We start from the raw sequence: 20,594 nt of genomic DNA, 5'->3' as shown, positions 1-20,594 counted from the left end.
CACAGTGAGGCAGCTATTGTTCGTGCAGCCCTGCATCACCGTGACTTGCTGCTCCTCAAGGACCATGGATTTCTGCACGCCCTGGCATTCGGGATCGTCGGCAATTTTTGTCCGAGGCACGTAAACGCAGGCGCTGAGAGTCAGACATAGCAGCAGCGCGAGGCGGCGGCCTATCGGGTGGACGTGCATGGGGTTTGCGTCAGGGCCAAGGTCGAATCGATCAGCATGCCGAGCCTCCGGAAGTTTCGCGGATTCTGCCATCAGACCGGGCTTGGCCCCACCATGAACCGCTATGCGCCCATCAGGCAAACGAGTCGGCCATCAAGGCCTTGAACCATTCGTTCATGTCTTCAAAATTATCCCCACTCCAACCCAGGGAGGCGCTGGCGCTGGCAGGAACTGCCTGCATCGTCTTGGTCAATGGATCGTACTGAAACACCACGTTCAACCAAGAGGCCTGCGTGCGAGTGATGGTCGAGAAGCAGGCCGAGTTTGTGACCGGCGCAGGGTCCGGTGCCAAGCCGCAGAAGTAACGTACCAACGCATCGGCGCAGACCTTGGCCTCCTGGTTGGCAATATGCCCGGCCTTGGGCTGGGTGGTGGCGCTGGAGTCGCCGATCACATGGACCTTGGGCGCGCTCAAGCTGGCGTAGCTCAGCACATCGACCGGCGCAAAGCGACCGTTGGTGGCCGTCGCCAGGCCGGTTTGCTCGATCAATTTGCCGGCCCGTTGCGGCGGGATCAAGTTGATGACGTCACCATGCACCGCGCCGCCATTGGTGTAGAGCATCATCTGCGGCTCGTCAACCGATGATATTTCTACATTGCGGTGGTACTCGATCACGTTGGCATGCAAGCCGAAAAAGGCCTCGGAGAAATTGTCTTTCTCCACCACGATGTCGGGGTTGGCGTCCAGCACGATCAGTTTGCTGCGCGGCTTTTTCGCCTTCAGCCAGTCGGCCAGCAAGCAAGCTCGCTCATAGGGTCCGGGAGGGCAGCGGTACGGCGTCTTGGGGATAGTCAGCACGACCGTGCCGCCCGCCCGCATCGCAGCCAACTGCTTGGCCAACTGTTCGGTTTGCACGCCGGCCGACCAGGCATGCGGCATGCGGGCAGGGTCGGTTTGGCCGGGCAGCAGATCAAAGCGCATACCCGGCGCGAGCACGATCTTGTCGGCCATCAAACGCTGACCCGAGGCCAGCATGACCGAGCCCTTGACGGCATCGACCTCCAACACCTCGTCGGTGACAAGCTTGACGCCGTGGCGAGTTCTCAGCGCGTCATAGCCAAAGCGCAAGCTGCTCATTGAGCGCTGACCGGTCAACACCAGGCTGCTCATGATGTTGGAGATGTAGGCGGGGTTGCGCTCGATCAAGGTCACTTGCAAGCCGCCATTGCTCCACATGCGCAAGTACTTGGCCACGGTGGCGCCGGCCATGCCGCCCCCCACCACGATCACCCTGCCGCCCGAGTTGGCGGCGCGACTGGCCAGGGGATGCCAGGCCGCCATGCCGGCCGCTGCGGCCATGGCCGCTTGAATAAGTTGACGTCGATTCATTGCAGACTCCTCTAGGTTCAGGGCTGACTCAACGCTGAGTCGAGAGCCATTGCGACAGCTCGCGCAGTTGCGCATCGGTGTAGCCCAGCGCGTGCTTGGTCATCAAGCCCTGGCCCTCCCCGCCGGCCTGCATTTCCTTCAGCTCCTTGTAGACCTCCAGGCTCGATTTGCCCGCCAGGCGCTCAAAACCCGGCCCCTTGCCATTGGTGCCGTGACATTGGAAACAGTTCGACGCCAGCAGCCGCCCGGCCGGCACCGGTGGCATGGGCTGCGTCTGCGCCACCGCGGCGGCGAGAGAACATGACAGCAGCGCTGCGACAACGCTGGACAGGACAAGTCGATTGCCTTGCATGAAAGCCTCCTTGCTAGATAGATCAAATGCGGTAGGCCTGAATCTAGCGGGGCCATGCTGTCGAAACCCAGTCAAAAACATAGTGTTACCGAAGGGCTGCTTGGCTTGCCTTTGATCAAGCTGGGCCGCTCAAAACAGCCGCAAACTGAAGTGACTTGCTGCCCGGCAAGCAAAAGCTGACACCAAAAACCCATGCGCATCTTGCTGATCGAGGATGACCCCAACCTGCGCGCCAGCCTGGTGGAGGCTTTATGCCGAGAGGGCTATACCGTTGACGCCGTGGCACAGGCGGAACAAGCCGGCCTGCCCTTGCGCGATGTCCACTACGACGCCTTGTTGCTCGACATTGGTTTGCCGGGCATGAGCGGGCTGAGCCTGCTGGGCCAGCTGCGTGCGCGCGCCTGCGCCGTGCCGGTGCTGCTGATCACCGCACGCGATGACTGGGAGGACAAGGTGCGCGGCCTCGACCTCGGCGCCGATGACTACCTGGCCAAGCCCTTTATGTTGCCGGAGCTGTTGGCACGTTTGCGGGCCCTGCTGCGCCGCGCCAGCGCCAACAAGCTCGCCTGCGTGCAACTCGGTGCACTCACGCTGGACATGGCGGAGCGCAGCGCCAGCCTGAACCAGCAGCCCTTGCCGCTGACGCGCAAAGAATGGGCGCTGCTGCTGGAGCTTGCCTTGCAGAGCCCGCGGCTGGTGCCCAAACGCAAGCTGATTGACAGCCTCGGGCATTGGGACCGCGAGCTCAGCGCCAATGCCGTTGAACTGCATGTCTCACGCTTGCGGCTCAAGCTCGCAGCCTCCCGCCTCAAGCTGGAAACCGTGCGCGGCCTGGGCTACCGCTTGCTGGAGCAAGCGCCGGTGCGGCCCGAAGCACCGGCGAGCAGTTCACACGACTGGCGCTGATGCGGCGCCTGAGCTCAAGCCTCAAGCGGGTCTCGCTGCGCACGCGACTGCTCGCCACCTTGGGCCTGTGGTTGACGCTGGTGCTGGCGCTTGCCTTGCTGCTGGATCTGCGCGGCGCCGAGCGTTTGGCCGATCAAGCCTTCGATCAAGCGCTGCTGAACAATGCCGTGGCCTTGGCCGCCCGAGTAGAGATCGACACCGACAGCGACCTGGACGTGGATCTGCCCCAGTCGGCCCAGGCCTTGCTGCAAGCCGACCCGCTGGACCAGCTGTTTTTTGCGGTCTTCGACGGCCAGGCCAAGCTGGTGTGGGGCGACGCGCGGCTGGCAGCATTTGTCAGCGCCCAGCCGCCGGCCAAAGACGTCAGCCTGCTGGGCCGGCTCGACGGGCAAGCGGTGCGCGTGCTGACCTTGCACCGCCAGGGTCCGACCAAGCAAGCGAGCATCGTGGTGGCCGAGACGCTGAATAAGCGCCTTGAAGCCAGCGCGCAGATACGCGCCCGCTCGGTGCGTCTTGGTTTGCTGTTGCTGGTGGCGGCGATGCTGGGCCTGCACTTCAGCACCCGCCGCATCCTGCAGCCGCTGGAGCGCTTTGCGAGTCAGCTTGAGGCGCGTCAGGCGCGTGACTTGAGCCCGGTCGCGCCGCCCGGTGACACCAACGAATCCGCCGTCCTGGCCGCGGCGCTCAACAGCTTGCTGGCCAGGCTGCGCGAGAGCGCGGCCGCCCAACGCGCGTTCATCGGTGACACCGCCCACCAACTGCGCACACCGCTCGCCAGCCTGTCCTTGCAAATAGAAATGGCGCTTGAAGACCTGGCCACCGACGCGGCAGCCCCTCAAGCGCAAGCCCAAGCGCAAGCGCAAGCGCAAAGGCTGCAGCTGATGCAAAGCCTGGTCGCGCGACTGCAGCGCTTGGTGCAGCGCATCCTGAGCCTGGAGAAAGCCAGCTCGGAAGCCGGCAGCGGCTTGCCGACGCAGCGCCTTGATCTGACCCTGCTGGTCGAGGACTGCGCGGCCGAATTCATTGACCGCGCTGAACGCAGCGGCATCGATCTGGGTTTCGAACTGGAGCCGGCAGCCCTAGAAGGCTGGCCGGGCGAGCTGCATGAGCTGCTGAGCAATTTGCTCGACAACGCAATCACCCACGGCCGTGGCCCCATCGTTGTGCGCACCCGAACGACAGCGGCGGCAGTACTGCTCGAAGTTGAAGATCGGGGCGCGGGGCTGGATGTGGGGCTGCTGCCCGAGCTCTTCCAACGGCGTCGGCGGGGTGCAGCCAGTCAGGGTGAGGGTTTGGGCCTGTTCATCGTCAAGGCCATCGCCGATCATCACGGTGCAACGGTCAGCCTGCAGCCTGGCAAGGGCGGTTTGGGGCTCTTGGCTCGGGTCAGTTTCGGCAAGCCGCCTGAGCACGGTAGCGCATCGGCCAAGTCGGACAAATCGGCATGAAGCCCATCGCCTCCAAGATCGGGCGGCTCATCAAGGACGCGTCCACCGCCATCCATTCAAAGCCGCGCGCGCGGGCTTCCTCGAAGCGCACATCAAACAAGGCCGAATAGACGCCGCGGTGGCGCCAGGCCGTAAGCTGCCAGCCATCCCATCTTGACGGATCAGCCGGCGCCGGCGGCCGTGGATGGCTTGTTGAGGAAAAGTGTTCACGTGTCCACCAAGAGTTGAGGTGGACACGAGCGTGCTGTGCAATCACCTGAGATTCAAGATGGGAGGGCTGGCCTTACGTATCAATTGCACCACTGCAATTCACAGGGAATACCGTCCCCGTCACCGTCCATCTTGATCCCGGGGCAGTGGCTCAGAAAGTACTTAGCCTCGGCACATGAGCTCATCTGGGTGCAGCTAGTTCGGCCATCACACCTGAAGGACTGAGTCGGCTCGACTGGCGGTCTGACCGCAGACGTGGGCTGCTCTTTGCCCGACTTGGGGGCTGCTGCAGCCCCAAGACTTGCCGAAGCCTGGCTACTTGGCGCCGGTACTGACTGGATCGCGGGGAAATTGCCGGCTTGAAGCAGCCGCTTCTTTCGCTCGGCATTCAGTTGCTCGACGGTCGGGTCCTTGCGGGCCTCGCCGAATGGGCAGGGCTCACGCTGGTATGTGGTCGAGCCGTTGACGATGCATTTGTTGTAGGCCGGTGCGGCAGCTGCGGGCGCCGCAGCTGCCATCAACGCTGGAAACGCAAAGACCAGAGAGCATGTTTTGAACATCAGGATCAGCTGGCAGAAAAGTTAAAAACATAGGCGGAAGCCGTCGTTGCGACAAGATATTTGGCAATAAGGATGCCGCACCTTTAGTCTGACGCATATTAACTAACTGCGCGCATAGACAGCACCATGCACACCAGCACGATGCATGCGAGGACGCTGAACCCAAGCGGATGCTCGGGCAGCCGGATGCCCGAATGCCCTGGGGACGCAGCTGTTGGCTGAAGACCAAAACCCCCTTTGAAGCCGACGAGAAGCGCAGAACACCGAGGCGCGTGCGCAGCACGCATCCATGACTGACTTCGCGCCCCTTGTCTGAACGTAGCGGCCGCAGGGCGCGCAGTGAGTTGGGCGCGGCCTCGGTTTTCGAGCATCGCAGTGGACCCGGCGCGCAGCGCTGAGCGGCTGATCGGGGGACTCTCCTGGATGTGACGATAAAGCGCTGATCGTCACTGGCGCCGTCAACGAGGAACTGCTCGACCAATTGCTCGATCGCTCGTGGCACCTGCCATGCTGTGCGCGAAGCTCATGGCAGCGTTATCGCGCATCCCTGACCCCGATCGATTTCCCGATCTTGTCAGAAATTTGGGTCGCCACATTCCGCCCAAGGTCATCTGCAACGGCCATCAAGAAAAGGCATTTGCCGTCACTCGACGCCTCCCACTGCCTGCCGATCTGATCCTTTTCACGGGTGTCTTCGTGAACCTGCAGTTGCCCTTTGTACTCCACAGCCAAAACGCGACCATCCTTCAACTCCGCCACGAAGTCAGGGTAGAAGTAGTCGGTGGCAGTCGGTAGCCAGAATGAAAACCTCTCATCCGTCGCCACATTGCGCACCCAGTGTTTGACCTCAGGATGACCGTCAATGGCTCTCGCGCAGACAAACTCCTCTGCCGCGCTGCCATCCTTGCGCTTTTCACGCAGGTCGTGAATTACCGGGTAGTAGTGCTTCTTGAACCGAAACCGTCCAGCGTAAAACGGCGGGCGGGCCGGATACTGGTTAACGCGGAAAGTGAAAGCATGGCGAAAGCTATCTGCCAACACCGGCGCCGCCCTAAATTCTGGCAGCGCCTTCTGAAAACCACTGTTAACGGCCAATTGGCGACGCCGGTCAATTTCACGGCGAATCGCCTCGGCAAGCAGATATTTGCCACGCACCAAAGCAGTCAGCGTGAGGCCCCGGTCGCCAATCAGATGCCGCACCAGCGCCAGCAACCACTTGAGCAAGGCGACCTGACTAACGTCTACCTGCCGACAGCTGCGGTCCAGTTGGCGCACCAGATCATGTTCATCGGCATGCGCAGTCACTTCATTCAATTGCAGTTGGCCACTATCGGCGTTGTTGTAAACCACCTTGTCGCCGGCCACGTCAATTTCAAACAGGCTGCCGCTTTCATGCACGGTGAAACCGGCCAAACTCACCACTTCAGCGAACAGATCAAAGTCACCCAATTCGGCTAAAACGCGGCGTTCAACCGCTTGCAATTCACCGTCCCATTCAAAACACAGTTGCGGCAGCGGCGCGAATGGCACGCCGCGCGAGGCGGGCGCCAGTTGAGCGTCTTGGCGGGCGCGCTCCCGCTCAATCGACTCTTGCACTGCCTGCTGCTGTTTACCTGGCTTGCAGGCGGCCAGTAAAAAATCTTCCACCTCTACCGTCAATTCGCCGCGCACGATCACCGTGGCGCCGGTCGAGGTTGGGCGAATTTCGATACTGCCTTTCAACGCTTCAGGAATGGTCTGAGTCGGTACGACCGGTAGAGCAATCACGGCCTCAAGCGGCAACAACGACTGCTGCCTACCATCATCAAAAGAAGCGAAGGCCATTTGCGAGGAAACAATCGCCGCTTGCGCCTCGTACCGCTCAAAGCCCATGTTATTCACCAGCCGGTCTACCAAGGCGTCGGCAGCCCGGGCGGTTGCCGTGGACACCACATGCGCATAGGCCTTGCCCAACTCTGGCTGCTGGCGCGGGCGGGCATAAGGCATGCGCATGACGCGGCCCAACAACTGCTCAACGTCCTTTCCGCTCTTCATGTCCTGCAAACTGCACAGTACGTAGGCAAACGGACAATCCCAGCCTTCTTTCAAGGCCTTGACCGTAATGACAAAGCGAATCGGGCAAGTCGGATTGGCCAGGACGACGCCGTCCAACTCCTTTAGCTCGCCCGTGGCAATGGCAATTTGCTTGCGATCCAGCTTTTCACCGTCCAGGCTGATCAAGTGCGCCAGCAGCGCCTCCACCGTCGCTTCACCATTGACGTCCTCGGCCTGAAACAACAACACCGGGCGAATGTAGTCAGCCTCCCCCAAAGCAATAGTTTCCAGCCGGTCGCGTGTCAGCACCGCATCACGCACGGCATCTTTCCAACCGGTTTTGTGCTCCATCAACACAATCGGCAGCTTGACCATGTCCTCATTGGCCAGCGCCTGCGCGCCAACATGAAAAATCACATTGCTGTCGGGCATCGGCGTGGCCGTCAGTTCGATCAAACAGGCCGGGTGCAAATCGCGCAGCGTGCAAAAAGCCTGCGCGGTGCGGTTGTTGTGCGCCTCATCCACGATCACGATAGGCTGGTGCAGCGTCAGCCAATTGGCCAATGAGGCTTTCACGCGGCCCAGGTCGGCCACAGTCAAATACGGCTGCGCGGCAATGTCCGCCTCCAACACCCGGTCAAGTCGGCTTTCCTGTTGCGGTGTCAGCGCTTGGAAATGGGGGGCCAGTGATTCATCAAACGAGTACACCGTGCGAATCGTTTTGTCCTTGACGTTGAAGGACTGAATCGTCGCCACGATGATGATGGCCGAATTGCCCACCTCTTGAGGGCCAACAGTCGCCAAGTCATCCAGTGCGCAGACACGCACGCGCTCACCAAAGTGCTGCGTCAAAGCCTCCCGGCACGGATTGCGGGGCGTGGAGAGTGCCTCCAGCGTCTGGCTGCGGATGGCATCCGAGGGAACCAGCCATAAGGCCACGGGTGCAGCAGTGTCGCGAAGGGTTTTTCCCGCTTGGGCGACGGCATGCGCAGCGAGAAAAGTCTTGCCACCGCCGGTTGGAATGCGTACGCACACGGCGGGCACATCGCCCATTGCGGCCGGGTTGTATTTCGCCTGCCAGCTCTGGCCGTTCTTTTCGTGCAAGGGTGCGCACGCCAGCCACGCATCGTCCAGCCCGTTGGCGCGCAGTTTGTAAAAGAAGCCGTTGAGCGTTGTCAGTGCCTTCTGTTGATAGTCCTTGAGGGCAAACATGTTCAGCGCGCTTTGATGTCGTAGGGAATTTGCTTGAACGTGATACCGGCTTCACGCAAACGGGCTTCACCAAGGCGCGTGGTTTCGCCATAGATCACGCGCGGCCCGGTGTGGGGAAATACGGAATCCAAATGCGCCAGCACATTCGCGGTCAACACATTGCCACCAGCCGGTCGGCGGTCGCCCAGAATGCCGTTGTAAAGCAGCACATAGGCGGTGCCTTCTTGCACGCCCAATAACGGCGAATCGAATGTTTGGCGGGCTGGGTTTCCGGTCTCGAAGTGCCACAGATATGCGGCCAGCGCGCCGAAACGCACGGCGGCGTGAATGCCGCCTTCGGCATCGAATACAGGCTCGCCCAGCTTATGAAAGCGAAATCCGCCGCCGCCCTGCCAGCCAATGGACTGCGAGACGCCGTTTTGATCGCCTGAAACAACACCATTCAAACGCGGCAGGCATTTGGTTACTGCGTGTTCACCGCGTTCAATGCCAATGTATTGCCGTCCCATTTTGTGAGCTACTGCAGCTGTCGTACCAGACCCGAGATAGGCATCCAGTACCAAGTCATTTGGGCGCGTCGTCAATTCAAAAATTCGCTTTAGTAGCGCTTCGGGCTTCTTGCTCTTTGGGAACTCTACGCCACCTTCCTTGTGCAAATTATTGGAAAGCAAGTCATCCCAAAGCGTGGTCAACGGCTCACCTGCGACCATTACCCCGTCAATTTCTTTCAGTTTTCCGCTATAAAAAATTAGCCGTTGACCGCCTCTGAAATACATAGTCGAGTAGCCGTCTCGTTCCAAAACCAAAATGCTTTCCGGTTCCGCTATGGATTTGTCAATCAGCTTTTGTGCCGCCTCACTAACCGCGTCGTAGTCAGGCCGCACGGACTGGATCACTTGACTCGCATGCGCAATGACGAATTCATTGAGCCGCTCTTCCAACACCAATGGTCCTAATTCCTTCTTTAAGTCACTGAGTTTCTTATGCCCATTGACCGCACAAAAAGCTGCGGAGAGAGTGGTTATCCGCCATTGAGAGCAAGGAGCATCGGGGTTTACCAGAAACTGGCCGTAGCGTTTGTCTCGCTCTCGCCCTGTAAACAGGCGATTGGGCCTCCAGCTTGCTTTGTTTTTGGCGTACACAACCATAAAGTTGGTGGTGCTCACCATGCCGGGATTGATGGATTTGTGCCCGGTAGCAGCGCCTTGCTTAAAAGTCACAATCGCAACGCGGTTCTTCCGGTTCATGACCTCGTCGGCGATTGCCAACAAGTAGCCCAATTCATTGTCATCAATGTGTATGAACAAAGTCCCATCCGACGCCAACAAATCACGCTGCAACTGGAGCGCAGGAAAAAGCATCGTCAGCCACTGCGAATGCTCCAATTTATCGTCGTAGTCCGGGAAAGCCTGCTCAGTATTGAATGGTGGGTCGGCGTAAATGCATTTCACCCGCCCACGGTAAAACGGCAACAGCGCCTTGAGTGCCAGCAGGTTATCGCCCTGGATCAGCAGATTTTCCGATTGTGGGTCGCCATGCGCTGACTGGAATTGCAGCAGGTGATAGGGAACGTCAGCCGTGCTGCGCTGCGCCTGGGCCTTGTTGACCCAATCAAGAAATGGCATGAGGCGTACTTAATATTGACGTGGTACGTCATTCTATTTGACGCCTTACGCTTTGCGCGTTGCGTCAATGCAAACCACCATAGCGCCCATGAAAATTGGGCCAGTCATTCGGGAGATCAGGGAAGCACTCAAAGCCACGCTTGAGGAAATCGCCTTTGCTGCCGAGACCAACGCCAGCAACTTGTCTCGCATTGAACGCGGTACGCAGGGCTACTCGTCCGAAACCTTGGCGCGCATCGCCCATGCGCTCGGGGTCACAGTTTCGGAATTGCACCGGAGGGCGGAAGCCGCCCCGCAACGCACGGGCAAGTCCAGCCGCAGCAACGCTGCTCAAAAACCGGTGGCAACTGACCCGGAAATGACGTCGAGCAAGTTCTCAGCGCTGACGCCGGATCATCGGGAGTTGGTGGAGGATTTCATGACCCTGCTGTTGCGACGGCAACGGCAACGGATCAAAAAACCAGAGGCCGTTGAGGACTGACGTTAGCCGGCTGCCCGTCGCTATTCACGCATAAGCACAAATTGGCAAGCGATTCTGATCTTCGAGGCGCACTCGAAAATCAGAACCGGAAGCAGGTCAAGGCCGAAAAATGGCAATCAATCCTTCTTCCTGAACGCCAACCACCCCGCCACCGCCGTGAACCCCAGCACCACCAGGGCCAAGATGCTGAAACCATGCGGATGCTCGGACAGCGGGATGCCGCCCACATTCATGCCGAACATGCCGGCCATGATGTTGATGGGCAAGGCCAGCACCGTCACCACCGTCAAGGTAAAAACACTGCGATTGGTCTGCTCACCCACCTGCGCGACCATCTCTTCTTGCAGCAGCTTGATGCGCTCTTGCAGCGCCGACAAATCGCGGATGACCAGCGAAAACTCCTCGGTGGCCTGGCGCAGCTCGTCCAGATCATGGGCCTTCACCCAGGGCGGTGGCTGGCGCAGCAGGCGAAACAGCGCGCCCGGCTCGGGGGCTAACAAGCGTTGTAGACGAACCAGCACGCGCCGCAATTTGCCCAGCTCGCCGCGCTTTTGCTGCAAGCGCCCGACCAGCAAACCGTCTTCGATACTGTCGACCTGCAGCGTCGCCTCGCGCACGATGCGCACCAGCACATCGCCCTGGTCGTTCATCAAATGATTCAGCAGCTCGACACTGGAGCCAAAGCAGGCGCCGTCTTTGACCGCCTGGCGCAGCCGGTCGATCGAGCGCAGCGGATGCACGCGCGCACTGACCAAGACGCGCGCGCTGACGCTGACCCAGAGCGAGGCAATCTCGGACGGGTCGAACGAGAACTCGAAGGCCACATCATTGACGACGGCGATCAGGTTGTCGGAGGCGTCTTCGATGCGGGTCGAGCGCGAGCCTTCACGCAGCGCCTCAAAGAACTCGGGCGGCAGGCTCAAATTGACCTGCATCCATTTCTCGGCCGTGGTGTCGGTGAGGTTGAAATGCAGCCAGATGAATTCTTCGGCGTTCTGCTCCGCGCCCTGAGCCAGCCAACTCAGCGCTTCGGCCAAGCCGATGGCGCGGCCGGCCCGGCCGGGGGCCAGCACGAAGCCGCAAATCAGGGCGTTGTCGACAGCGCCAAACACATAACTCATTCGTTCAACCTCTCATCACGGGCGCGATTGTTGACCAAGTGAAGCCACTCACAGGATGTTTCGAGCAAAAAAAGGCCGGCGCTTCTAACGCCGGCCCGCTTCAAACGCCGCGCGCGATCAGCTGCGCTGCATATTCGCCTTCAGCACGCTGCTCAAGGTGTCCAGGCTTTCGGCCAGATGAGCGCGCGTTTCAACCGACAGCCCGCCCTTGCCGGATGCCGCCCGCAAATCGGACTGCAGCTGCACCGCATGGAAGCGCACCATCGCGTAGGCATCGGCCAACAGGCCGGGGCCGCCGCCGCGCGTCAAGACGGCTTGCAAACGCTTCAGGTGCTCGCGCTGCAGATTGCGCCGGATGCCGTCGATCTCGGCCCCGGTCTTGAGCTCGCTCCAAACGGCGGCATTCAGCGTGCTGTGGACCTCGGACAGCGACACCAGGCCCTTGCGCTCCTTCTCGCTCACAAAGGCCGGCATATCGATCAGGCGGCGCGCGGTGTTGGCCGACATCAGCCGGTCCAGCACGGTGGCCTGCACGACGGCCACGGCGGCCGGAATCGACAACTGTGTGCGCTCCCATTCGTTGTAGTCCAAGGTCTGCGAAGCCAGGAACTCGGGGCGGAAGCGGAAGGAATTGGCCGACAGCAAGCCGCTCGAGATGAACTTCAAGGCCTCACGCTGACGCGCAGGCTCGACGGCACTGAAAGCCGGCCGGCCGGTCGTGCCGGGCAGGTCACGCAGCGCGTGCATGCCGCCAACATACTTGCCGGTCAGCTCGGCCGAACGGGCCAGTTGGCGGAAGCTCTCGACGATCGAGCGGCGGTCGCGCAGCGGGTCGCCGCCGAGCACCGGCTTGCGGTCCTGCACGCGCGACCACAGCTCCTGGCTCAGCGCCAATCGGCGCTTGAAGTAGGCCAGCGGATCGTCACCCAGGTCGAAGCGGTTGGCTTCGGGGTCGAAGCCGTCGTAGGGGCCGCCCACGCCGGCGTCGATGTCATCGGCATAGGCCAGCTGTGGCTCGGTACTGCGCGCGGCGATCTTGGCCAGCTCGGCCACTTCGGTCTCGGCGGGCAAGGGCTTGTAAGCGTACTCAATCGCCCAGTAGTCATAGGCGCCCAAGGTGGTGTTGGTATAGCTGCCCTGCGGCTCGCCCTTCAAGGACAGGTTGTAGGCGTTGTAGTCCATCACCGAGTTGGAGATGCCGTACTGCTCGGTGTGGGCCTTGTCCTGCAACTGCTTCAGGGTCACCGAGGTGGAGGCCTTGAAGTTGTGCTTGAGCCCCAGCGTGTGGCCGACCTCATGCGTGATCACGTCCTTGATGACGGCCTGCACAAAGGCCTCGGCCTCCGGGCTGTCGGGGGTGATGTCGCCGCGCCCTTCCAGCAAGTCGAGCGCAAAGCCCATCTCGGCGGCGGCCTCATTCGCATAACTGCAATAGTCGGCGGCGCCATGCTTGTGGCCATGGCGGTCCAGCGCCAGCGCCGCAACGGCTGGGGTAGCCCCCAGGTCATCGCTGATGAAGCGGCGCGAGCCGCGCGCGAACACATCGCTCATGCCGATGTCGGCATCGAGAATTTCACCCGTGCGCGGGTCGGCGTGGCTGGGGCCAATGGCGAAACCCACGTCGGAGCCGACAAACCAGCGGATCGACGCGTGGCCTGAATCCATATTGTCCCAATCGGCATCATCGGGCTGCTGTTTGGCGTGGATGGCGTTCTTGAAGCCGATTTTCTCGAAGGCCTTGTTCCACTCCAGGATGCCGGCCTCCACCGCCGCGCGGTACTGAGGCGGAATATTTTTATCCAGCCAAAAGGTGATGGGCTTAATCGGCTCGCTCAGCGCAGCAGCGGCGTCTTGCTTCTCCAAGCGCCAGCGCTTGAGCAGGTGCACTCGCACATTGGCCTTGCTGTCGCTGCCGTAGTCGGAATAGGACTCCATGAAGTGGCCGATGCGCGGGTCGAGCTTGCGCGTCGGCATCGGCAAATCAGGCAGCGCCTGGAAGTTGTAGACGAAGCTGAAGAACATGCTGCGCGGATCGGGCGTGGTCTGCGGCGGTGTCGGCACCGGAGCGGGCGGCGCCACCAGCGGCGGCGCCGGGATACGCGGCGTGAAGAAGTGCATGCGGGCGGTCAAGGTGCTCAGCTTGGCGTCGGCCCGCGTGGCCTCGAAGGAGGAGTTGCTGCGGTCCGGCGCATAGGGCAGACGGAAGGCCACCTCCAGCCGCGTGGACAGGCCCGGAATGTCGGTCAAGAAGATGCCGGCATCGACCAGCACCGATTTGCTCTGCGGGTGCTCGGCGCTGCCGACCGGGCCGGCCGCGATCAGGCTGGGCGAAAAAGCCTGGGCCACCGCCAACTTGGCACCGCCTTCGCCGCGGAAAGCGGTGTTGAGTGCCACCAACTGAATCTGGTTGCCGATACGGCGCCACTCGACCAGCTGGTCGGCCGCCATCTGGCTGGCATAAAGGCCGCGCTCGCCAATCGAGCTGGCGATATTGACGGTGAACAAAAAGGGCTTGCCGATCATGGCCTTGGGGAGTTCAAGCCAGACCTTGTCGTCCTTGCGCCAGATCGGAAACAGACCGGCCTGCACCTTGGCGTCCTTGCTGACTTCGGCGAAGGGCTTGGGCGCGGTCGGGTCGGCGGGTGGTTTGGCGCTCGCATTGGGGGCCGAAGCGGCGGCATTGGGGAAAGCCACCGCAGCGGCGGCAACTGGGCCGGCCGCACTGGCTGGCGCTGACGTGGCCGCAGTTCCTGCGCCCGCCGGCGCGGCCGCATTGGGCCCGGTGGTGGCGCAAGCACTCAGCAATGAAACGGCGGCAGCCACGGCCGACAAGGTGAGCCGGCGCGCGCCGAACAGCGAAACATATGAAGTCATTCAGACCATCCTGAAACATTGCACAAGGCTCAAGCGGATGGCCTGAGCCCGAAAAAGTTGGCAGCACGGGCGCCCATCAGCGTTGCCCGCGCGACAAAGTCGGCCACTGTGAACCAGCCGCCGCGCGCCGTCAATGCGGCCGAGCGTGCTTCGCACAATGCGTTCCGCCATTCGTCGCATTTAGTCACCCAGAGAAGGGTTTACCCCATGCGCGGGCGAGCCTCAACCCTGGCCTTTAGACTGCGCGGATGGAAACCCGACCCAGCACCACCCACCTGCTTTATCTGCACGGTTTTCGCTCCTCGCCCCGTTCGGCCAAGGCCTTGAGCATGGCCGAGTGGGTGCGCACGCAGCGCCCCGAGCTGGTATTTGCCTGCCCGCAGCTGCCGCCCTCGCCGGCGGAGGCGATGGCTTTGCTGCGGGACTTGACGGCCGACTGGCCGAGCCAAGGCTGCGCGCTGATGGGCAGTTCGCTCGGCGGCTTTTACGCGACCGTGCTGGCCGAGTGGCCGCGCTTTCAAAGCAGCCGCGTCGTGCTCTTGAACCCCGCCGTTCACCCGGCGCGGGACTTGGAAAAGTACATTGGCGAGCAAAGCTGCTGGCAAGACCCGGCCGAGCGCTTCTTCTTCCGCCCCGAGTTCATCGCCGAGCTGCAAGCGCTGAGTTCGGCCCTGACCAGCACGCCGCAGCGCTTGCTGGCCGTGATTGCCAAGGGCGACGAGTTGCTGGACTGGCGCGAGATGCACGCGCGCTACGCCGACTGCCACACCCGCCTGCTGGAAGCCAGCGACCATGGGCTGTCGGACTTTGAGGACTATCTGCCCGAGTTGAGCGAGTTCTTGGGGCTCGCCTAATTCAAAGCAATCACGCTGTCTTGCGGCTCGGCCACGCAACCCTCGGCAAGGCCCGGCCCCCAGCCGCGCCGCATCAGCACATGTTGGCCGTTATGGCAAAACTCGATGCGCTGCGCGCCGGCCATGGTTCGCTGCACAAAGGCTTCGATCGAGGCCGGCATGCTGACCCGGTAGCGGGCGGCTGTGAGGTCTTCGGCCGGGTGGTCGTCGTTGTGCACCCAGGGCATGAAGGCGGCCGCACCCCATAAGAGCGGCGTGAAGCCAATCTCGAACGTGGCCGGCTCATAACCCTGCGCTTGCAGCCAGGCCTGCGCTTGCGGGCGAACGTCCGCCTCCGCACCCGGCACCAGATCGCCCAAGGCCGCCGCCAGCAACTCCGCCACCCATTGGTTGCAGTTTTGATAGCGGTCACTGAAGGGGTAGGCGTTGGCGCTGTAGCGGGGCGCCAAGAGCTGCAAGGCGCGGCGCTTGTCCAGCGCAGCGCGCTCGAGCGCAGCGGCCTCGGCCGGCGGCAACAAGACCACCGACAAATAGCCGATCTGCGCCTGATTGGCGCCGATCAAAAAGCCCGCCAGCCCTTGGTCGTAGAGCTTAGGCGAAGCCTCGTCGCAGACGTAATACAACTGGCGCACCGACCAGGGTGTGTTGTCACTGGCCCGCAAAGCCAAACCGGCGTGCGAATAGCGCATTTCAAAACGACTCAGGTCGGTGCCGGCGCGCGACACCAAGGCGACGCCTTGACCGCTGCGTTCCAACTCGTCTTTGACGATGGCGATAAAGCGCAGCTGTTTGTCTTGCTGAGCGGCACTGGGCTGGGGCGGCGGCTCGCAAAAACGCAGGCCACCGGCCTGCAATTGGCCGCAACCCAGCAGCGCGAGCGCCAGCAGTCCAAGGACTCGAATCAAAGCACGACGGCGCGGCTATCGAGCTCGCGGTACCAAGCGTCGCTCAACACCAAGAAGAACGGCTGCTGGCTCTGGCCGTTAGCAAACTCCAGGCCATATGCATGTTCGCGGGCCGTCACCAACTGGCCTGCGCTCAACTGGCTCTTCTCGAAGGCCAGCTGGGGCAGCACGAGGTAGAAGTCCGCGAGGCTGTGGGGGGCGTCTGAAGCTGCTGCGGCAGTTGCTTGCAAGTGCACGCGCAGCATGCCGGGTCGGTCGGCGGCGGCCGCCACGTCGATGATTTTGTAGTCGCCGGCGGAGACCTTTTTGTCTTTGGTGGACGAGCCGCTGGAGGCTTCCAAGGACTTGGAACCGCTGCTGGCCGCACTGCTGGCGCCCTCGGAGGCGGAAGAGGCGGTCGAGCTGGCGGCATAGGCCGGCAGCGGCAGCGACAGCGACAGCGCAGCACCTGTCAGCACACTGGCGGCAAGCTTCTGCCTGGTCGAGAAGGTGAAATTCATAAGGGCTCCCATCGCGGTTTTTGTATTGGCAATCTGAAAAATCCGCCGCCATGGTAGCAAGGCGTCAGCCCAGCTTCGCCGGCCGCCCCCTGCCGAATGCCGTGTGAGATGTGCATAGACACGTCACACAGCGTTCTTACAGTCGTGCCGGTCAGGGCCGCCCTGTAGAGCGGGCCCGTTTCGACAAAGCGGCATCTTCCGCAGTATTCGTCAGCGCCCTTTCCTCCACTTGCGGCGCCACACACCAAACAAGGACAGTCCATCATGGGTCGCCCATCAATCATCAAGCCCGTTCGTGTCGGCAGCAGCCGCCGCGCCTTCTTCAAGAACTCAGGCTCGGCCGCAGCGGCCCTGGTGGCCGCGCCGCTGCTGCCCCTGGCCGGCACGGCCGCAGCCGTTGCCATCAACAGCAACTTCCAGCACGGCGTAGCCAGTGGTGACCCGCTGTCCGACCGCGTGATCCTGTGGACCCGCGTCACGCCGACCAATGGCCGCAGCTCGCAAGTGGTGGACTTTTTCATAGCCAAAGACCCGGCCTTCAGCCAGATCGTCAAGACCGGCCGCACGAAGGCGATTTTTGAGCGCGACTTCACCGTCAAAATCGATGCCACAGGCCTGAGCCCCAACACCACGTATTACTACCGCTTCTCGGTCGACGGCGTGAGCTCGCCCATCGGCCGCACCAAGACGCTGCCGGTTGGCGGCGTGGTCAGCAATTTGCGCATGGCCGTGGTCAGCTGCTCCAACCATGCTTACGGTTATTTCAATGCCTACCGCCGCATCGCCGAGCGCGCCGATCTGGACATGGTCGTGCACCTGGGCGACTACATCTACGAGTACGGCAACAACCAATACGGCGAAGTGCGCGCGACCGAGCCCGCCCACGAAATCGTCACGCTGGCCGATTACCGGATGCGCCACGCCCAGTACAAGCGCGACCCGGACTCGCAAGCGATGCACCGCCAGCACCCGCTGGTGGCGATCTGGGACGACCATGAAACCGCCAACAACGCGTTTGTCGACGGCGCCGAAAATCACCAGGCCAATGAAGGCACCTGGCCCGCCCGCGTCGGTGCCGCCTTGCAGGCCTATTACGAGTGGATGCCGGTACGGGTGGTTGACCCGACCAAGCCGCGCAATAACGCGCGCAGCTATGCCTTCGGCAATCTGGTCGACCTGATCATGCTGGAGCAGCGCCTGACCGGCCGCTCGGCCCAGCTCGGCACCAATATCGGCAATGCCGACGGCTACTTCATCCAGCAAGGTGCCTATCTGGACCCGGCCCGCCAGTTGCTCGGTGCCGAGCAAGAGAGCTGGTTGTTCAACAAGCTGCGCGGCAGCACGGCCAAGTGGAAGGTCCTCGGCCAGGGCGTGATGTTTGCGCAAGTCAAGGTGCAAGGCGCGCCCAACTCGCTCGGCGGCGGCGTGTTCTTCAACTCCGACGCCTGGGACGGCTACCAGCCCGCCCGCAATCGGGTCTATGACGTGCTCAAAGGCGACGCCAACAAGGGCCAAGCCCCGGTCAACAACGTCGTCATCCTAACGGGTGATATCCACAGCAGCTGGGCGGCCGACTTGAGCCAGGACCCGAACAATGCCAACCTGGCGACCGGCGGCTACGACAAGGCGTCCGGCCAAGGCTCACGCGCGGTTGAGTTCGTCGGCACCTCGATCTCCTCGCCCGGCGTGGACAACCCACAGGTTGCCGCTGGCACGATTGCGCAGCTGACTCCCGCCAACCCGCATCTGAAGTACATCAACCTCGACAAACGCGGCTATATGTTGATCGACGCCGACGCGAACCGCTGCGTCTGCGAGTGGTGGTATGTCGACACCGTCGCCAGCCCCAGCAATATTCAGACCTTTGCCACCGCCTTCCAGGTGGTGGACGGCAGCAACCGCCTGTCGCCTGCTGCGCAAACGCCGAACCGCGCCAACCCGGCCGCGCTGGCTCCTTGAACTTACGAACTGGATCTATCGCCATGAACCTCAAACGCAATTTCGCCGCCGCGTTGCTGGCTGCCGCTGCTTTCTCGTCGGCCCAAGCCGCCGACTTCGACTTCGCCGGCCAAGCCGTCTACAACACCGACGTGGTGCGCATCAGCTTCAGCCTGGCCGCCGACAGCGCCGAATTCAAGGCCTGGACCGACTCTTGGCAAGCTGGTCTGAACTTCGACCCGGTCTTGCAACTCTGGGCCAAGGCCGGCAATGACTACAGCCTGATCACCGAAGTGGACGACAACGACCAGCTCGGCCCCGGCCAAGGCTCGCTCGACGCCGGCATCCAGCTGCTTGGTTTGAGCGCCGGGCAGTACCTGCTGACGCTCAGCGCCGCTGACAACTACGCCAATGGCCAGTTGCTGTCGGCCGGCTTCATGCTGGACGGCAGCGCGCCCATTGCCTTGGTCGATTGGACGCAAAGCAGCAGCAACCCCAACTTCCCCGACCAAAAAGGTGGGCTGTGGAGCATCAAGCTGAATTCGGTGGATCAAGCGGCCGTCGTGCCCGAGCCGGCCAGCTGGGCGCTGATGGGCCTGGGGCTGCTGGGCTTGGTGTCCTTGAACCAGCGCCGTCAGCGCAAGGCTTGAGTTAGCGACTGCGCAAGCCACTGAGTGGGGCTGCGACCGTCATGGGTCGCAGCCTTTTTTTGCTCTGTTCGCACTACGTGTGGCCAAGCCGCAGCTCACTGGCCCGCACCGACCCAGTTCTCCATTTCGAGCGCAGGCACGCGCTCGAATTCCGACAGATTGTTCGTCACCAGCACCAAGCCTTCGCTGCGTGCGTGGCCAGCAATGTGCAGATCATTCACCCCAATCGCTTGGCCGATTTTTTCCAGGGCGGCACGAATGGCCCCGTAATGCTGGGCGGCCTTGGCGCCGTAGGGTAAAACAGTTAGGCGACTGCAAAAGTCTTCGATGGCGGACAGGTTATCGCTCACGCGGCTGCTTTTTTCCGCACCGTGCAAAAGTTCGGCCAGCGTGATGGATGAGATTGCCATGCGGCTGGCGTTGGCGTTGAAGCTGGCCAGCACCTCGACCGGGCGCCGCTTCAACACGTCAATGACGATATTGGTGTCCAGCAGGTAGCGCAGCAGCATCAGAGCGCTTCCCGCTCCGACTGGTGTTGGCCGGCGCGCTCAGGCAAGAAGTCGTCGCTGACCTTGGGGCCGCCGAGGAAGAAGCTGTCCCAGCTTTGACCGAGGGGGGCAATGATGCGCTCGTTGCCCTTGGCACGTATTTCTACCTTTTGAACACCCTCTGGCAGGCGCACATCCAATGGGAGGCGCACAGCCTGGGTGCGGTTGTTGACGAACACGGTTCCGATAGCCATGCATGTCTCCCGATGAATGCGTATATAGCGATTGTATATTGCACGGCAAGCGCGGTCACCTCAGCGCTTTCCATCGAGCTTGTGCGCCTCATCCATAGCTTGCCCGACCCGAGTTACTTTTTGATTCAGCTCTCAAGAAACGAAACGTTCCGCAATTCGAAACAACGCAAAGTTAACGAAGGACTACGAAGCTGGCCTGAATTTCTTTGCGCTCTTCGTGTCCTTCTGTTCAAGATTCTTGCGCCCCGCCAGTTCAGCACGGAGCGGCACGAGTTAGATCCGAACAGAAGACCGCAAAGTTCGCGAAGAAATCATGAGAAACAAAGTGGTCCGCGTTGCGAAACGCCGCCAAATAAGCCGTTTCTCCGCGAACGCCGGATGCCGCCCGGGACCTGGGATGCTCTCAAGAAACAAAACGCCGGGCCAGCGCCGACGAGTCCGATCAAACCTGAACAGAAGGTCCCAAAGATCGCGAAGGAAGACGGAGATCCAATCCCCTTCACACTCTTCGTGAACTTCGCGTCCTTCTGTTCAAAACTTATGCACCACGCAACTCCGTCGTTTCTCCGCGAACGCCGGGTGCTGCCAAGGGCCTGGGATGCTCAAGGGAATCCGGCCTAGAAC

At 61.7% G+C, this 20,594-nt stretch carries 17 protein-coding genes and 1 pseudogene; 6 read left to right on the top strand and 12 right to left on the bottom strand.

Annotated features, from left to right (window positions below; all coding sequences use genetic code 11):
• The 3 genes and pseudogenes from RMO57_RS00350 to RMO57_RS00340 form a co-directional block, all read right to left on the bottom strand.
• Window positions 1-189 (bottom strand): annotated as a pseudogene (locus RMO57_RS00350) (hypothetical protein); the annotation flags it as partial.
• Between the two features lie 112 nt (window positions 190-301).
• Window positions 302-1,558 (bottom strand): FAD/NAD(P)-binding oxidoreductase, encoded by a 1,257-nt coding sequence (locus RMO57_RS00345; protein WP_310383195.1) that lies wholly within the window; start codon window positions 1,556-1,558, stop codon window positions 302-304.
• Between the two features lie 28 nt (window positions 1,559-1,586).
• Entirely contained in the window at window positions 1,587-1,910 is a 324-nt protein-coding gene (locus RMO57_RS00340; RefSeq protein ID WP_310383194.1) for a c-type cytochrome, read from the bottom strand.
• Between the two features lie 192 nt (window positions 1,911-2,102).
• Here RMO57_RS00340 and RMO57_RS00335 point away from each other — a divergent pair, with 192 nt between their 5' ends.
• Both RMO57_RS00335 and RMO57_RS00330 read left to right on the top strand, forming a co-directional pair.
• Complete coding sequence (locus tag RMO57_RS00335) at window positions 2,103-2,816, top strand: response regulator transcription factor (RefSeq protein ID WP_310383192.1); 714 nt, start codon at window positions 2,103-2,105, stop codon at window positions 2,814-2,816.
• Window positions 2,816-4,264 carry a sensor histidine kinase gene (locus tag RMO57_RS00330; protein WP_310383191.1) on the top strand — a complete coding sequence of 483 codons (1,449 nt, stop codon included), beginning with the start codon at window positions 2,816-2,818 and terminating at the stop codon, window positions 4,262-4,264. The genes RMO57_RS00335 and RMO57_RS00330 overlap by 1 nt, the downstream gene beginning before the upstream one ends.
• 290 nt (window positions 4,265-4,554) lie before the next feature.
• Here RMO57_RS00330 and RMO57_RS00325 read toward each other — a convergent pair whose 3' ends face one another.
• From RMO57_RS00325 to RMO57_RS00315, 3 genes are all read right to left on the bottom strand, one after another.
• Window positions 4,555-4,992 (bottom strand): excalibur calcium-binding domain-containing protein, encoded by a 438-nt coding sequence (locus RMO57_RS00325; RefSeq protein ID WP_310383189.1) that lies wholly within the window; start codon window positions 4,990-4,992, stop codon window positions 4,555-4,557.
• Between the two features lie 576 nt (window positions 4,993-5,568).
• Window positions 5,569-8,280 carry a DEAD/DEAH box helicase gene (locus tag RMO57_RS00320; RefSeq protein ID WP_310383187.1) on the bottom strand — a complete coding sequence of 904 codons (2,712 nt, stop codon included), beginning with the start codon at window positions 8,278-8,280 and terminating at the stop codon, window positions 5,569-5,571.
• A 2-nt stretch (window positions 8,281-8,282) separates the two neighbouring features.
• Window positions 8,283-9,905, bottom strand: coding sequence for a site-specific DNA-methyltransferase (locus RMO57_RS00315; RefSeq protein WP_310383186.1), 1,623 nt, complete (start codon window positions 9,903-9,905; stop codon window positions 8,283-8,285).
• Between the two features lie 67 nt (window positions 9,906-9,972).
• Here RMO57_RS00315 and RMO57_RS00310 point away from each other — a divergent pair, with 67 nt between their 5' ends.
• Window positions 9,973-10,386, top strand: coding sequence for a helix-turn-helix transcriptional regulator (locus RMO57_RS00310; protein ID WP_310383184.1), 414 nt, complete (start codon window positions 9,973-9,975; stop codon window positions 10,384-10,386).
• A gap of 116 nt (window positions 10,387-10,502) precedes the next feature.
• Here the strand turns inward: RMO57_RS00310 and RMO57_RS00305 are convergent, their stop codons facing one another.
• Window positions 10,503-11,507, bottom strand: coding sequence for a transporter (locus tag RMO57_RS00305; protein WP_310383183.1), 1,005 nt, complete (start codon window positions 11,505-11,507; stop codon window positions 10,503-10,505).
• A gap of 117 nt (window positions 11,508-11,624) precedes the next feature.
• Entirely contained in the window at window positions 11,625-14,381 is a 2,757-nt protein-coding gene (locus RMO57_RS00300; RefSeq protein ID WP_310383182.1) for a zinc-dependent metalloprotease, read from the bottom strand.
• Between the two features lie 248 nt (window positions 14,382-14,629).
• On the opposite strand from RMO57_RS00300, the gene RMO57_RS00295 reads away from it, so the two are divergent.
• Window positions 14,630-15,235, top strand: a complete 606-nt coding sequence (locus tag RMO57_RS00295; protein WP_310383181.1) for a YqiA/YcfP family alpha/beta fold hydrolase — start codon at window positions 14,630-14,632, stop codon at window positions 15,233-15,235.
• On the opposite strand, the gene RMO57_RS00290 is transcribed toward RMO57_RS00295, so the two are convergent.
• Together RMO57_RS00290 and RMO57_RS00285 are read right to left on the bottom strand one after the other, a co-directional pair.
• A complete protein-coding gene (locus RMO57_RS00290; protein ID WP_310383180.1) occupies window positions 15,232-16,140 on the bottom strand; it encodes a DUF2145 domain-containing protein in 909 nt (302 codons plus the stop codon). The two genes, RMO57_RS00295 and RMO57_RS00290, sit on opposite strands and share 4 nt — an antisense overlap.
• The gene (locus RMO57_RS00285) at window positions 16,137-16,640 is read right to left on the bottom strand and encodes a hypothetical protein (protein ID WP_310383179.1); all 504 of its coding nucleotides are present in this window, start codon (window positions 16,638-16,640) and stop codon (window positions 16,137-16,139) included. Before RMO57_RS00285 ends, RMO57_RS00290 begins: the two co-directional genes overlap by 4 nt.
• A 264-nt stretch (window positions 16,641-16,904) precedes the next feature.
• Here RMO57_RS00285 and RMO57_RS00280 point away from each other — a divergent pair, with 264 nt between their 5' ends.
• Together RMO57_RS00280 and RMO57_RS00275 are read left to right on the top strand one after the other, a co-directional pair.
• The gene (locus tag RMO57_RS00280) at window positions 16,905-18,599 is read left to right on the top strand and encodes an alkaline phosphatase D family protein (protein ID WP_310383178.1); all 1,695 of its coding nucleotides are present in this window, start codon (window positions 16,905-16,907) and stop codon (window positions 18,597-18,599) included.
• A gap of 23 nt (window positions 18,600-18,622) precedes the next feature.
• Window positions 18,623-19,228 (top strand): DVUA0089 family protein, encoded by a 606-nt coding sequence (locus RMO57_RS00275; RefSeq protein ID WP_310383177.1) that lies wholly within the window; start codon window positions 18,623-18,625, stop codon window positions 19,226-19,228.
• A gap of 95 nt (window positions 19,229-19,323) precedes the next feature.
• Here RMO57_RS00275 and vapC read toward each other — a convergent pair whose 3' ends face one another.
• A complete protein-coding gene (gene vapC, locus RMO57_RS00270) occupies window positions 19,324-19,734 on the bottom strand; it encodes a type II toxin-antitoxin system tRNA(fMet)-specific endonuclease VapC (RefSeq protein WP_310383196.1) in 411 nt (136 codons plus the stop codon).
• A 2-nt stretch (window positions 19,735-19,736) separates the two neighbouring features.
• The gene (gene vapB / locus RMO57_RS00265) at window positions 19,737-19,970 is read right to left on the bottom strand and encodes a type II toxin-antitoxin system VapB family antitoxin (protein WP_310383176.1); all 234 of its coding nucleotides are present in this window, start codon (window positions 19,968-19,970) and stop codon (window positions 19,737-19,739) included.
• Window positions 19,971-20,594 lie beyond the last annotated feature (624 nt).

Origin of the sequence: Roseateles sp., from assembly GCF_031397715.1 — a bacterium.
In the GTDB taxonomy this organism is placed as follows: domain Bacteria; phylum Pseudomonadota; class Gammaproteobacteria; order Burkholderiales; family Burkholderiaceae_C; genus Paucibacter_A.
This window is presented reverse-complemented; position numbering and strand designations above follow the sequence as displayed.